The 13717-nt window shown below is 47.8% G+C and carries 13 protein-coding genes; 11 read left to right on the top strand and 2 right to left on the bottom strand.

Translation table 11 applies throughout. The features are described from left to right. Positions 1-89 precede the first annotated feature (89 nt). Positions 90-1250 (top strand): AI-2E family transporter, encoded by a 1161-nt coding sequence (locus ACR1R9_RS24195; RefSeq protein WP_175382168.1) that lies wholly within the window; start codon positions 90-92, stop codon positions 1248-1250. Between the two features lie 144 nt (positions 1251-1394). Here the strand turns inward: ACR1R9_RS24195 and ACR1R9_RS24190 are convergent, their stop codons facing one another. After that, positions 1395-1766, bottom strand: a complete 372-nt coding sequence (locus ACR1R9_RS24190) for an ArsR/SmtB family transcription factor (protein ID WP_076290511.1) — start codon at positions 1764-1766, stop codon at positions 1395-1397. 263 nt (positions 1767-2029) lie between these two features. Here ACR1R9_RS24190 and ACR1R9_RS24185 point away from each other — a divergent pair, with 263 nt between their 5' ends. The 7 genes from ACR1R9_RS24185 to ACR1R9_RS24155 all read left to right on the top strand — a co-directional run bounded on the left by ACR1R9_RS24185 (position 2030) and on the right by ACR1R9_RS24155 (position 10094). Beyond that, positions 2030-4411, top strand: a complete 2382-nt coding sequence (locus ACR1R9_RS24185) for a heavy metal translocating P-type ATPase (protein WP_433922485.1) — start codon at positions 2030-2032, stop codon at positions 4409-4411. Positions 4412-4511: 100 nt separating this feature from the next. After that, the gene (locus tag ACR1R9_RS24180) at positions 4512-4871 is read left to right on the top strand and encodes an SdpI family protein (protein ID WP_163758849.1); all 360 of its coding nucleotides are present in this window, start codon (positions 4512-4514) and stop codon (positions 4869-4871) included. 246 nt (positions 4872-5117) lie between these two features. After that, the gene (locus ACR1R9_RS24175; RefSeq protein WP_076290508.1) at positions 5118-5558 is read left to right on the top strand and encodes a MerR family transcriptional regulator; all 441 of its coding nucleotides are present in this window, start codon (positions 5118-5120) and stop codon (positions 5556-5558) included. A gap of 176 nt (positions 5559-5734) precedes the next feature. Then, positions 5735-6952: an MFS transporter gene (locus tag ACR1R9_RS24170; protein ID WP_433922486.1), complete on the top strand. Its 1218-nt coding sequence runs from the start codon at positions 5735-5737 to the stop codon at positions 6950-6952. A gap of 19 nt (positions 6953-6971) precedes the next feature. After that, positions 6972-7394, top strand: a complete 423-nt coding sequence (locus ACR1R9_RS24165; protein WP_090904267.1) for a universal stress protein — start codon at positions 6972-6974, stop codon at positions 7392-7394. Between the two features lie 90 nt (positions 7395-7484). After that, positions 7485-8909, top strand: a complete 1425-nt coding sequence (locus tag ACR1R9_RS24160) for an aldehyde dehydrogenase family protein (RefSeq protein ID WP_433922487.1) — start codon at positions 7485-7487, stop codon at positions 8907-8909. Between the two features lie 369 nt (positions 8910-9278). Next, on the top strand, positions 9279-10094 hold the full coding sequence (locus ACR1R9_RS24155) for a MerR family transcriptional regulator (RefSeq protein ID WP_076290505.1): 816 nt from the start codon (positions 9279-9281) through the stop codon (positions 10092-10094). Between the two features lie 155 nt (positions 10095-10249). Here the strand turns inward: ACR1R9_RS24155 and ACR1R9_RS24150 are convergent, their stop codons facing one another. Further along, on the bottom strand, positions 10250-10738 hold the full coding sequence (locus ACR1R9_RS24150) for a GAF domain-containing protein (protein WP_076290504.1): 489 nt from the start codon (positions 10736-10738) through the stop codon (positions 10250-10252). Positions 10739-10924: 186 nt separating this feature from the next. On the opposite strand from ACR1R9_RS24150, the gene ACR1R9_RS24145 reads away from it, so the two are divergent. The 3 genes from ACR1R9_RS24145 (at position 10925) to ACR1R9_RS24135 (ending at position 13637) form a co-directional block, all read left to right on the top strand. Beyond that, positions 10925-11221, top strand: a complete 297-nt coding sequence (locus ACR1R9_RS24145; protein ID WP_063567811.1) for a hypothetical protein — start codon at positions 10925-10927, stop codon at positions 11219-11221. 201 nt (positions 11222-11422) lie between these two features. Next, on the top strand, positions 11423-11995 hold the full coding sequence (locus tag ACR1R9_RS24140; protein ID WP_326064139.1) for a GNAT family N-acetyltransferase: 573 nt from the start codon (positions 11423-11425) through the stop codon (positions 11993-11995). A gap of 133 nt (positions 11996-12128) precedes the next feature. Beyond that, positions 12129-13637 (top strand): MDR family MFS transporter, encoded by a 1509-nt coding sequence (locus ACR1R9_RS24135; protein WP_326064186.1) that lies wholly within the window; start codon positions 12129-12131, stop codon positions 13635-13637. Positions 13638-13717 lie beyond the last annotated feature (80 nt).

Raw genomic sequence — 13717 nt, 5'->3', positions numbered from 1 at the left:
GTACAAGCAACTTTATGCGCAGTCAAGAAACATGCAGGTTTACAGCTTATGCTTTTGATAAAGGATACATAAGAGAGGAAGACACGCCTATGGAGCAACCTGAGCAACCCCGCATTTGGCCGGATCGGTTTAAACGATTTTTTTTGAATAATAAGTTTGTCCTTTTTCTGTTAATTCTGCTGCTGGTAGGACTGAACGTGATGGTTCTTACCAAAGTATCCTTTGTTTTGCACCCGCTCGCGGTGCTGATCAAGACGATTGTGCTTCCGATTATTCTGTCGGGTATTCTCTATTACCTGCTGAATCCAATTGTGGATGTTATGGAAAAGTGGAAGATTAAGCGCGGCTGGTCCATTTTGATCTTATATCTCGCTATCGGGGGGATTCTGACAGTCGTTGTGCTGGCGGTCATTCCGGTCGTACGTAACCAGATTGTGGGGCTGATTGAAAATTTCCCAACGTACAGTGAGACGGTCAAACAGCAGTTTGAGCAGCTTACGGGCAGCAAGCTGTTCGGTCAGTTCCAAGAGACAGTGAATTTGAATTCTCAGGACTGGTGGGGCACGATTTCCCAGAAAGCCACTGAAATTTTGAACTCGACCTGGAACAAATTGGGCGGATTCCTCGGAGCGTTCACCGAGACGGTGCTGTCCATTGTAACGGTTCCTTTTATTCTGTTCTATCTGTTGAAAGACGGCAAGAAGCTTCCGTCCAAAATTCTGTCTTTCCTGCCAATCAAGAGCCGTACAGGTGCAATGCATGTGCTGGAAGATATCAATCACCAGATCAGTTCGTTCATTCGTGGACAGATTATCGTCAGCTTCTGCATCGGCATTCTGCTCTACATCGGTTATATGATTATTGGTCTGGATTATGCGCTGATTCTTGCGATTATCGCATCTTTCACGAGTGTTGTACCGTACCTGGGACCTGCAATCGCGATCACGCCTGCGTTGATTGTGGCTCTGGTGACTTCCCCGGTGATGCTGCTGAAGATGGTAGCGGTGTGGACAATCGTGCAATTAATTGAGGGTAAATTCATCTCACCTCAGATTATGGGCAAAACGCTCAAGATTCACCCCATCACGATTATCTTTGTCATTCTGACCTCAGGTAATCTGTTCGGTGTAGTGGGCATTCTGTTAGCCGTTCCAGGATACGCGGTGTTGAAAGTGTGTGTGTCGCATATCTTCAACTGGTTCAAGGAAAGATCCGGCCTGTATGATCCGAAGAATAACAATCTACTGTAACTGGAGCGAGCATATCCGTACAGTAGCTAGATCCCTGAATTAACCTCTTTTTTTCAAAACGGTGCCCTTATACAACAGAACCCCCGTCCATCGGCTAATAACCGAGAGACGGGGGTTCTGTTGTGTGAACAGGCAGGCTAATGCCTAGCTATGTTTAATATGCTGGAGCGTCTGCAGGAAGATCTGCTCAATGTGTGCATCATCCAGAGAATAATACACGGTCTTGCCTTCTTTGCGCCGCTTGACAATCCGCATGTTGCGGAGTGACCGCAGCTGGTGCGAAATGGCCGACTGTCCCATATCAAGCAGCACTGTCAGATCGTGCACACATAATTCCTTCTGTAACAGCGCATCAATAATACGAAGCCGTGTCGGGTCGCTGAAAGCCTTGAACCAATCAGCCATCTCGGAAGAGGTCTCGCGATCCATGAGAGAAGCACGAATGGTCTGCACGTCAGCCTCTGTTCCAGAGCAGGCCGCGTCGCATTCGGCTGGAGCTTTAACCGGTTGTTCCATTTCCTATCACCACCTATATTAACTCAACCTTTGATTTGATCAAATGTTCTTCGATAAGCCTATTATATCCAAAAAACGTCTAAAGCGAAATGATTACTATTAGCATATTCTGTATGAAAAATCAACTCGAATTGTTGACACTCATGTTTAAGCGTGCATATAATAGGGTTAACAAAACATATGAATGGTTGCTCATATATTGATTTAAAATCAAAAAAATTACGGATAACTTTGTTTTACGTACTGCAAAGGGGAGAGTTCACATGGGAACCGGACAGGAACAGGTGAAAAGGGAACTGCTGCTGGATGGATTGGATTGCGCGAACTGCGCATTGAAGATTGAGAATGGCGTCAAAAAAATTAAAGGCATTACCGATTGCTCGGTCAATTTTGTGACCAAAACCTTATCCATGCACACCACATCCGATATGGATGAGCAGGTCGTGGAAGAAGCGAAGCGCAAAGTGCTTCGGCTGGAGCCGCATATTCGTATTTCGGAAAAAGGTAAATCATCGCAAGGTAACCGCGGTGATGCTGATTCAATAAACCCCACTAAGGATCATGTGTACGCCCATGCAGGTAGCGGGGCTCACGCGCATGAGCATACGCCGAGTGGTCACGATCATGCTGGTCACTCCCATGACCATTATCATGCACATGATCACGGTCATCATCACGGAGCCCAAGATCACACGCATGATCATGGAAGCCATGCCAGACATGATCACGGTCATGCAGACAGTCACGATCATGATGCGCATGCCGGACACTCACATGAACATGGCGCTGGGCAGACGAAGGTGCTGCTGGCACGTCTGGCGGCTGGATCTGTTCTGGTGGCAGCCGCGATCTGGTCTCCGCTGGAAGGATGGGCACAGCTTGCACTTTATGTTGTCGCTTATCTGATCGCAGGGGGAGATATCGTTCTCCAGGCGATCAAAAATATAATTCGAGGTCAGGTATTCGATGAATACTTCCTGATATCTGTCGCTACTATCGGTGCTTTTGCCATTGGCCAATATCCCGAAGGTGTTGCGGTTATGCTCTTCTATCAGCTCGGTGAGCTGTTTCAGGGGCTGGCGGTTAATCGCTCAAGGAAGTCGATCCAGTCGCTGATGGATATTCGCCCGGACTATGCCAATATGCTGATTGGTGCGGGAGAAGAGACCAAGCGAGTGTCGCCGGACGAGGTACGTATTGGAGATCGAATCGTGGTTAAAGCGGGTGAGCGAGTACCCCTGGACGGAATCGTTAAGGCAGGTCGTTCCATGGTGGATACTTCGGCTCTGACAGGTGAGTCCGTTCCGCGTGAATTAGAACCCGGTAGTGATGTACTGAGTGGATTTGTGAACAAAAACGGAATGTTAACTATTGAAGTAACAAAAACTTTTGGTGAATCCACAGTATCCAAAATTCTAGACCTGGTGCAGAATGCGAGTAGCCGCAAAGCCAAAACGGAACATTTTATTAGCAAATTTGCTCGTTATTATACGCCGGTTGTCGTCATTCTTGCCGCTTTGATTGCGCTCGTTCCGCCACTGGTGCTCAGTGGTGCGACATTTGCCGATTGGATCTATCGTGCACTGGTCTTCCTCGTGATCTCTTGTCCGTGTGCGCTGGTCGTTTCTATTCCGCTTGGTTTTTTCGGAGGCATCGGAGCTGCATCACGTAACGGGATTCTCATCAAAGGAAGTAACTACCTTGAAGCATTGAACGATGTTAAAGTTGTTGTTTTTGATAAAACAGGTACACTAACCAAAGGTGTTTTCAAAGTAACAGCTATTCGCCCTGAAGGTGGGCGTAACGAAGATGAATTGATGGAGCTTGCCGCAATTGCCGAGGCCGATTCCAATCATCCGATTGCTGAATCCATTCGCGCAGCCTGGGCAAAGGATATCCGGACTCAGGGTGTGGATGATTACGATGAGGTTGCGGGGCATGGCATCAAGGTCAGTGTGGATGGACGTGAAGTGCTTGCGGGTAACGCCAAATTAATGGAACAGGCAGGTATATCCTACACGACTCCACAAACCGTAGGCACAGTGGTGCACGTTGCCGAATCGGGTTCGTATGTCGGTCACCTGATCATTGCCGATGAGGTGAAGGATGACGCAGCGGCAGCCATTCAGGCACTCAAGAAGCTCGGTATTCGCAAAACAGTGATGCTGACCGGCGATGCCAAGGCTGTTGGTGAAGCTGTAGGGCGTGAGCTGGGTGTCGATGAAGTATACGCTGAGCTGCTGCCACAGCATAAAGTCGAACAGTTGGAGCGTCTCGAAGCTGCCAAATCGCCGAAGGAGAAAATGGTGTTTGTCGGTGATGGCATTAACGATACACCTGTGCTCGCGCGTGCCGATGTAGGTGTAGCGATGGGGGGACTCGGTTCGGATGCTGCGATTGAGGCAGCAGACGTTGTCATCATGACGGATGAACCATCCAGACTGGCAAGTGCAATCCGGATTGCAAAACGGACACGAACCATTGTCTGGCAAAATATCGGTTTTGCGTTGGGTGTCAAAGCGATCTTCCTGCTGCTGGGTGTGTTCGGAATTGCCACCATGTGGGAAGCGGTATTCTCTGATGTAGGGGTGACCGTACTGGCTGTCCTGAACGCCATGCGTGTACTGCGGGTGAAGGACATCTAAGTTTTACGAAACGATCCGGACGGCTCTTCGTATATACGTAGAGCCGTTTTTTTGTTTTAATATCTGTGGTGTATTTTTAATGGAGTTAGGGGAGAACATTGTGGCAGGAGCAGTAGTTGGGATTATATGCGGAGTGTGCTATTTCATTCTGGGATTAATGGTGTACAAAAAGCCGCCGAAAAGGATTAACGGCATATATGGTTATCGTACTCCGCGAGCAATGAGTCATCCCGAGTTATGGGAAGAAGCGCAACGTTATAGCGCCAATCTGATGATGCAGTTTGGTGTGATTATTACGGTATTCGGCATAATCGGTTTTTGGCTTACGGATGTACGAGCTTTGGTTCTAAGTCTTGTGGCTACAGGATTCTATACATTCAGGCTGTTTACCAGAGTCGAAGGCCGTTTGAAGCAAATGCAGCGTGTCCAGCAACAGGAGCAGAAGGAGCAAGGCGCTTAGGGGCACAATGTGAAATTGCACCTGAACGAAGATCCGCGAGAGCGGATCTTTTTTGCATATTATAGAGGCTGAGGGCAATCAAAAACTGCGTTTAACAACGTATTGTAAAAATTAAAACTGCAATAATTTATTCTTGTTTGAGCCATACTACATATTCAAGTCCAAAATCTAACGTTGACGTTAACGTTAATAATATATATAATTATGTACATAACATTATAGACATATGAAAGTGAGGTGAAGGAAATGAGTTTATATAAAATCGATGACGTAGCCAAGGAATGTGGTTTGACCAAGCGTACCATTCGGTATTACGAAGAGATCGGTGTTATGCCTTCACCTCAGCGGACGGACGGTGGCACACGATTATACACTCGGGAAGATATCGATTATCTCAAAAAGGTGGTTCGGGCGAAGGAGGTTCTTGGTTTCTCGCTTCAGGAGCTACATACCTATGTGGCAACGGCGGATGCGCTGAACGAACAGCGTTTTGACTACCAGCAGACCACTGAAGTGAGAGAACGGATCGAAAAACTCACCAAGATGGAAACGACATTGAATGACCAGCTGCAATTGATCGAGCAGAAACTTCAGAGCATTCACGCCGTTCAGGAGGAACTTGAGGAATTACGTGAACGGGTTCAGAACGGCATTCGACGATTAGAAGGGCACGAGAATGACACATAACTGATGAATGCATCGAATTATGCAAAAATGCTAAATTAGTATTCCACGATAAGCACCGGGAGATCCGGTGTCATTTGTGCCGTTTTCTTTCCTATATTTCTGAAAATAAAGATGATATTTCATTGTTTTTCACAATTTGTTTCACAACATAAATCATGAACCAGGAGGAATTATGTATGAAAAGAGAACCCTCATTACCTGACGAATTGCCGTCATCCCGTGGAGGTCTGTTATCCCAGCCTAGAGCGGTATGGGCAGTAGCCTTTGCCTGTATCATCTCCTTTATGGGACTAGGTTTGGTTGATCCAATTTTGCCTGCGATTGCAGATCAGCTGCATGCTTCCAAAAGCCAGGTATCTTTATTGTTTACAAGTTATAACGCGGTTACCGGGGTAGCCATGCTGATTACAGGTGTTGTATCCAGCCGGATTGGTGTGAAGTGGACACTGCTCAGCGGGATTTTGCTGATCATTGTTTTCTCTTTCCTCGGCGGGACCTCTGACACTGTAGGTGCGCTCGTCGGTTACCGTGGTGGTTGGGGGCTAGGGAATGCCCTGTTCATCGCAACTGCATTATCCGCTATTGTAGGACTATCCACTTCAGGGACAGCCAAAGCGATTATTTTATACGAAGCAGCGCTTGGTCTGGGGATTGCCGTAGGTCCATTGCTTGGTGGTGAACTGGGTTCCATCTCATGGCGCGGCCCGTTCTATGGTGTAGCTGTTCTGATGGCGATTGCTTTTATCAGTATCACGTTTATGCTGCCTAAGATGGCCAAACCGAAAACGCGTAGTTCCTTGTCCGATCCGTTCAAGGCTCTGGGTTATCCTTCACTGAAAACATTGGCGATTACGGCCTTTCTGTATAACTTTGGATTCTTTACCTTGATGGCTTATTCGCCTTATGTCATGAATCTGGATGAGCACGGACTCGGTTATGTATTCTTTGGTTGGGGTTTGATGCTGGCAATTACGTCTGTATTTGTTGCACCAAGATTGCAACGTCGATTCGGATCGGTTCCTTCCATGAGCGTTATGCTGACCCTGTTCGCCATTGATTTGCTGGTAATGGCTGTAGGTACGGTAATGGGATCATCCACAACGGTTATTGTGTCCGTTATCGTTGCCGGGATTTTCCTCGGGATCAACAACACATTAATTACGACTGCAGTTATGGAAGCTGCTCCAGTGGAACGTTCTGTGGCATCGGCTGCATATAGCTTTGTCCGGTTCCTTGGAGGTGCGCTGGCACCTTGGCTTGCTGGTAAATTGTCCGAGTGGTTCCTGCCGGAGACACCGTTTTATTTTGGCGCATTGATGGTTCTGATCGGGGTCGTTGTGCTTCTGGTACGCCGCAGACATCTGCGCGATATCGATGCTGCCATTACGCATTAATGAACAGGAGGAATGGAATATGCTGAAACGAATATTGGTTGCTGTCGATGGGTCGGTTCATGCACACAAAGGTCTGGAGCAAGCTGTTGTTCTGGCAGAAAGTCTGAAACAACCGGCTTCTTTGATTATCGTACATGTTAATCCTTCGATCTCGCTAAATGAGCCCGCACTGGGTGTGGATCTGGAAGCACGGATCGCAGAAGAAGGACAGCATATTATACAACCTGTTAATGAATTGTTAGCCGCTCGTTCTGTTCATTATGAAACTTTGCTGATTGCTGGTGATCCCGTGAATGAGATCTGCCGTGTAGCAAAGGATAGAGACTGTGATCTCATTGTGATGGGGACGGCCGGGAAAAGCATGCTCGCTGAAATCGTCGTGGGCAGTGTCAGCCACGGCGTCTTGAAACATGCAGGTTGTCCGGTAATGACTGTAAAATAGTGGTATGACTTTCTTGTGTTGATGATGCTAAAGTGGTGTATAAATAGGTATGGGATAACGCTGTGTTAAACATGAATGGAGGATACAACAATGAAAAAACAACATCTGTTCATCGGGGGTAAGCCCACCGAATCAGTAGACTATATAGCACTCCAGGCACCGTACTCGAAAGAAACACTGGCAGACGTATCCTCGGCGACAGCGGAGGAAGTGGAAGCCGCGATTGCCGCAGCAGTTCAGGCAGGCAAAGAGATGCGCAGAATGCCTGCCCATCAGCGTGCAGACATCCTTTACAAGCTGTCCACCCTGCTGGAAGAACGGAAGGAAGAAGCAGCACGGATCATTGCGCTGGAGGCAGCGAAGCCGATTACTGCGGCGCTCGCCGAGGTTGATCGTACGGTGGAAACGTATCGTTTCGCCGCAGAAGAAGCCAAGCGGCTCACCGGAGAGACAGTTCCTATGGATGCAGCCAAAGGCGGCGAAGGACGCGTAGGCTACACGATGCGGCAGCCTTTGGGTGTTATTGGAGCCATTACGCCGTTTAATTTTCCGATGAACCTGGTGGCTCATAAAGTAGGACCGGCGCTGGCAGCAGGTAATACGATTGTGTTGAAACCTGCGGAGCAGACACCGTTGTCTTCGTATTATATTGCCAATTTGCTTCAGGAAGCGGGATTACCGGATGGCGCATTGAATGTGGTGAGCGGTGACGGCAAAACGATCGGTGATGTACTTGTAGAGCATCCTGACGTGGCCCATATTACGTTTACAGGCAGCCCTGCTGTAGGTACCAGCATTCGCAGCAAAGCCGGACTGAAACGCGTAACATTGGAGCTGGGGTCCAATGCAGCCGTCATTATAGATGCGGATGCCAATTTGGATAAGGTGGTACCGAGATGTGTGACCGGGGCTTTTACTTACCAAGGTCAGGTATGTATTTCACTGCAGCGAATCTATGTGCATAGCGCGATTGCGGATGAGTTCATTCGTCGTTTTGCAGAAGCAGCCCAAAAAGTCGTAGTTGGAGACCCGTTGAATCCGGAAACTGTTGTGTCTGCGCTCATCACATCCAAAGATGTACAGCGTACGCTGGACTGGATCGATGAAGCGAAGCAGGCAGGCGCTGAGGTGGCAACAGGCGGCGAAGCCGAGGGAGGCGTATTACGTCCAACCGTGCTTGTTAACGTTCCGCGTGATGCCAAGGTGTCTTGTCAGGAGGTCTTTGCCCCGATCGTTGTCATTAATACGGTAGAATCGGTTGAAGAAGGCATTGAGCATGTGAATGATTCAGTCTATGGGCTTCAGGCGGGTGTGTTCACCAATGATATTCATACTGCATTGCATGCAGCGGACCACATTGAAGCAGGAGGCGTAATGATTAACGATATTCCCACTTTCCGTGTGGATCATATGCCTTATGGTGGTGTGAAGCAGAGCGGGATGGGACGTGAAGGTGTTAAATATGCTGTAGAGGAAATGACGGAATTGAAGTTTGTCATGTTTAATAAGAACTAATTATTTCACTCCTAAGACGAGCGGATATTCGAGATAAAATAGACAAGATGATCCTGTGCCCGATTTAGGGGGTGCGGGATTTTTTTCTTTTTTACATTCAGCCCTTACCGTAAAAAAATACATAGCCTTTCTTTATTAACCTAGGGTTCACATCTGATGAGAAGGGTATAAATACTTATCATACCGCAAATCTACCAATTAGATGCCGTTCATATCACCGAAGCATTGTGTATCCATCCAGAGAAATGAACGGATTACTGGGGTACAGAATTGTTGGAAGTCTTATAATATCTCACTTAAATTTAAATAAAATGCAGTATGAACAAGCCTGAACCTTGGAGTTACAGGCCAGACAGGAGGTGTATTCAAATGGCATATTCCATGGTTGATCTATCCGGGATGTCCGGTGTAAGTCTGAGTGAATTGGGACAGTACGCGGAGACAGGTCTGCTGAATCCAGCCTTCGTAGGTCAAGATGAAGATATCTACTACGAGAAGCCAGAGCTGCTGAGACTACAGCAGATACTCTTCTGTAAAGAAGTAGGCATGGAGGAGGAAGAGATCGGCCCCATGCTCAGGGACACTCCCCGGGACATGATTCGTATTATGCAGCAGCATCGGATCGAGATGCTTGAGAAGGCACTTCATTTGCATGGAATGATTCAGACACTGGACAAAACCATCTCCTACTTACGTGGTGAGCAGGAACTGGATGAATATGAACTTTACGCCGGGTTTTCTAGTAAGGGGCGTCACCAGCTTCTGAATGAACCGATTTCTGACCATGCGTCAAAGAATGACTATTCTGAACAGTTGAAGACAGAGGACAGTCAGAAGTACAACGCCAATTCACCGGAGCAATCCACAATGCCTGATGGTCAGGCGATGAAGTCGAAGGAAGATTTTCTTGATTCACAGGCGAAGATTGACCGGATTCACTTGGACTTGCAGGGCGCTATTGAGGAAGGGTTAGAACCCGGCAGCACGGAAGTACAGCAGATTATTGGCAGACATCTCGATTGGATCAAGGACTATTACACCCCAACAGCAGAGATTTACCGGGATCTGGGCAATCTGTACGTCGAGCACAAAAATTTTCGCCAGATGTATGATGGCTACCACCCCAAGCTGGCCGAGTTTTTGCGAGACGGGATGATGATTAAAGCGGAACAGGATTTATCCTAGATGCATAAAGTATCTTGGGCGAGCAGAACATGGGTGTGAAGAAAAATAATCATAACAAAGAGCGCAGGCCCTCTAGGAGGAGTGCGCTCTTTGTTATTGCATATCATCGTAAGGCCGATGAACTCTGCATCGGCTTAAGACGGTACTTCAGGCAGTTAGGATAATTCCAGCTGCTCTGTAATCAGGCTTACCGCCTTTTCTAGGAAGATGCGGTCTTCATCGTCAAAACGGTTTTTGAGCGGGCTATCAATGTCGAGAACCCCGTACAATTCGCCGTTTTTGATAATGGGTACAACGATCTCACTGTTCGATGCGGCATCACAGGCGATATGGCCTGGAAAGGCATGAACATCTTCAACGACCATCGTACGTCGTTCCGCAGCAGAAGTGCCGCATACACCGCGTCCAAGTGGAATACGGATGCAGGCAGGCAGTCCCTGGAATGGACCGAGTACAAGTTCTTTTCCATCATACAGATAGAATCCGACCCAATTGGTGTCGGTCATAAATACATTGAGCAACGCCGCAGCGTTTGCCAGATTGGCAATAGCGCTAGGTTCATCGCGGATCAGAGCACTTAACTGTCCCAGGACGGCGGTTTGCTGCTCGCTTCGTGTTCCTTCATAAGAAACAGCTTGAAACATGATGAATCACCCTCCCGAGCAAAAATGGTACTTATTTTCAAGATAGTGCAGAGCCTGCGGTTAGTCAAGCGGAGGATTTCGGAAAGGGCAGGTCAGGCATGAATATTCCTCCTGTTTCTCATCTTCCTGGGTGGGGTAAATACTTAGCAACCACGGCGGGCTACAACCCGGGAAGGAGCTTGGCTTATGCATGCAGAGGTACAGAATCTTTTTGTACGAATTCATCTTCTATATTTAGCTCAAAATCAGGATTTAACTGTTAGCGACGCATTGCCTCTATTGGAAGAACGGGGGTATCGCGTTGGAGAACGGGAGATCAAGCAGGAGCTTGAGCATCTGACACAGGAAAACTTCCTGACCGCCCATGGAGATCAATGGAGCCTTACCGGGACTGGCATTGAGGAGTTTAAGGAAATCATAGCCGTGTTCGGCCGGGTTAGTGAGGAATTGCTGGGGACAGGCAAGAAGACGTCTACAGCCTGAACTTAAATTTGGATAAGGTATGTATCCCGAAATAGGATGCAAACTTGAGTTGATCCATATGTACAACAAGACCGGGAGCGGAAGTGGCCCGGTTTTTTGACGTGATCATGATGACTGAACAGTTGCCATTCGGTGCAGGTTATGGTTAGATGGCTATTGAATATGAGGTCTGTGGGATAGATCGGATCGGAGTGTCTTTTCATGTATAAATGCAAAGGGAGAATTCCCGAACTAGAGACAGGGCGGCTGCGACTGCGCAAAATGCGCCGCCGGGATGCGGCCCAGATGTTCACTTGCTGGTCCGACCGGGAAGTGACCCGTTATATGAATTTGGCGCCCATGATCGGGACAAGTGAGGCTGCGGATATGATTGGGCTGTTAAATCATATGGCAGGAGAAGAGGAGGCGATTCGCTGGGGTATTGAACTCAAGGAAACGGGCCTGCTCATCGGAAGTTGTGGATATAACACTTGGCAACTTGAAGGCGCATTCCGTGGTGAGATCGGTTATGAACTGGGGCGCGACTACTGGCGTCACGGTTATATGACGGAAGCATTTTCGGTTATGTTACCGTTTGGGTATGAGACGATGGGTCTCAATCGGATTGAGGCGCTGGTTGATCCGCGCAATCTCGCTTCGGGAGAGTTTTTGACGAACCGCGGTTTCACGCGGGAAGGCCTGCTGCGTCAAGTTCAACATACGTCTACCGGATATAAGGATATGGTGATGTATTCCCTGTTGTACGATGAGTTTTTACGTAAGAGAGATAAATAAAGAGAGAATGGAAAAAATCTGGGGATAACAGCGATCGAAAGGTTGTTCTGGTTCTTAGTGGGCTGTGTAAATCAATGTTCCAATTATATAGAGAATTGAAGAGAGAAGGGTTTGTGTGAATACAACCGGAGGTTTGAACCGCAGTTTCATCCTGGCGGGATTGCTGCTGGCGACTTTTTTGTCTGCAATTGAAGGTACAGTCATTGGTCCGGCAGGGCCAACCATTGTCAGTGAGCTGGGAAGTGTGCAGCTGTTGAGCTGGATTTTCACTGCTTATCTGTTAACGATGGCTGTGAGCACGCCGATTTTCGGCAAAATCAGTGATCTATACGGAAGAAAGCCAGTATTCCTTATTGGCTGTGCCTTATTTTTACTAGGCTCGCTTCTGTGCTGCCTTTCGCAGAACATGGAGCAATTGATTATTTTTCGTGCGATTCAAGGGATTGGCGCAGGTGCGGTTGTGCCTGTTACGTTTACGATTATTGGTGACATCTACCGCCTTGAAGAACGGGGCAAAATACAGGGATGGATCAGCTCCGTGTGGGGCATTTCATCTCTGGCCGGACCGCTGCTTGGCGGGTATTTCGTAGACAATCTGGGCTGGCAGTGGATCTTTGGGTTCAATTTGCCGTTCGGACTGCTGGCGATGTGGTTTGTGTTCCGTTATTTGAAGGAAGAAATGTCTCCGCGTACCGCGAAAATTGACTATATGGGTGCGTTGACTTTTACCGTTGGGATCACAGCGTTGCTCTTTGTATTGTCCGCGGGTGGACAGTATTATGCATGGAGTTCTCCTATTATTGTGGGACTGAGTATTGTGGCTATTTTGTTTATGATTTTATTTTTTGTGGTGGAAAAAAGAGCCCAGGCCCCGATGGTACCTCTCCATCTATTCCGTATTCGGGACATCCGGGTGGCGAATATCGCCGGACTACTGACCAGTACCCTGATGATTGGCCTAACCAGTTATTTGCCACTATGGGTGCAGGGGGTTCGGGGCGGTAACGCGACTGAATCGGGATTACTGCTTGCACCGATGTCTGTTGGCTGGCTGATTGGTAGTGTACTTGCTGGCCGTCTGTTAATGAAAATCGGATCACGCTTAACAGCTGTGATTGGATTAACCGGGATTGCCATCGGGTCGGGTGGACTCTTCTTGGTTGGTGGAACATCACCCCAAGCCGTACTGTTTATTTTGACATTTATTTACGGACTCGGCTTCGGATTTGCTTTTACCATCTTCACGATCATTTCACAGTCATCTGTTGGGTATAAAGAACGTGGATCTTCCACGGCGTTACATACCTTTATGCGTACGCTTGGACAAACCATTGGTGCAGCAGCCTTCGGAACATGGTTGAACTACCGGATATCAACGTTGTCGAGCGAACAGCATCTGGCAGAGGCGGGGATCTCGGATGGGGACCTGAATCAACTGCTTGCTCCGCATACGGAAGCTGCTCTGTCGGATGACAAATGGGCTCTACTGCGTAACGTGTTGGAAGGAAGTTTGCATTCCTTGTTTGTCATCATGTTTGTTATTGCCATTATCTCATGGGTGACGACACTGGCTTTGCGCAAACGGCTAATCGTTCCCGAAGATGCAGATGCTCCGCCGCAAGCACAGGCTTCAGGGAATTAAACGAAGTGAAAAGAGTAATCATTGGATTAAAGCAGCTGTTTCTCAGCTGCTTTTTTTGTTATTATTTTCTAAAAGTAATT

Source organism: Paenibacillus taichungensis (genome assembly GCF_050994985.1).
Lineage (GTDB): Bacteria > Bacillota > Bacilli > Paenibacillales > Paenibacillaceae > Paenibacillus > Paenibacillus taichungensis.
The sequence above is the reverse complement of the archived record's forward strand: the minus strand, read 5'-3'. Positions and strand labels throughout refer to the sequence as shown.

What these genes read in the sequence shown, in the direction of transcription:
- ACR1R9_RS24175 (WP_076290508.1), top strand. Translation starts at nt 5,118, where the DNA reads ATGAGTTTATATAAAATCGATGACGTAGCCAAGGAATGTGGTTTGACC.
- ACR1R9_RS24145 (WP_063567811.1), top strand. Translation starts at nt 10,925, where the DNA reads ATGCATGCAGAGGTACAGAATCTTTTTGTACGAATTCATCTTCTATAT.
- ACR1R9_RS24140 (WP_326064139.1), top strand. Translation starts at nt 11,423, where the DNA reads ATGTATAAATGCAAAGGGAGAATTCCCGAACTAGAGACAGGGCGGCTG.
- ACR1R9_RS24165 (WP_090904267.1), top strand. Translation starts at nt 6,972, where the DNA reads ATGCTGAAACGAATATTGGTTGCTGTCGATGGGTCGGTTCATGCACAC.
- ACR1R9_RS24170 (WP_433922486.1), top strand. Translation starts at nt 5,735, where the DNA reads ATGAAAAGAGAACCCTCATTACCTGACGAATTGCCGTCATCCCGTGGA.
- ACR1R9_RS24160 (WP_433922487.1), top strand. Translation starts at nt 7,485, where the DNA reads ATGAAAAAACAACATCTGTTCATCGGGGGTAAGCCCACCGAATCAGTA.
- ACR1R9_RS24185 (WP_433922485.1), top strand. Translation starts at nt 2,030, where the DNA reads ATGGGAACCGGACAGGAACAGGTGAAAAGGGAACTGCTGCTGGATGGA.
- ACR1R9_RS24150 (WP_076290504.1), bottom strand. Translation starts at nt 10,738, where the DNA reads ATGTTTCAAGCTGTTTCTTATGAAGGAACACGAAGCGAGCAGCAAACC.
- ACR1R9_RS24155 (WP_076290505.1), top strand. Translation starts at nt 9,279, where the DNA reads ATGGCATATTCCATGGTTGATCTATCCGGGATGTCCGGTGTAAGTCTG.
- ACR1R9_RS24195 (WP_175382168.1), top strand. Translation starts at nt 90, where the DNA reads ATGGAGCAACCTGAGCAACCCCGCATTTGGCCGGATCGGTTTAAACGA.
- ACR1R9_RS24190 (WP_076290511.1), bottom strand. Translation starts at nt 1,766, where the DNA reads ATGGAACAACCGGTTAAAGCTCCAGCCGAATGCGACGCGGCCTGCTCT.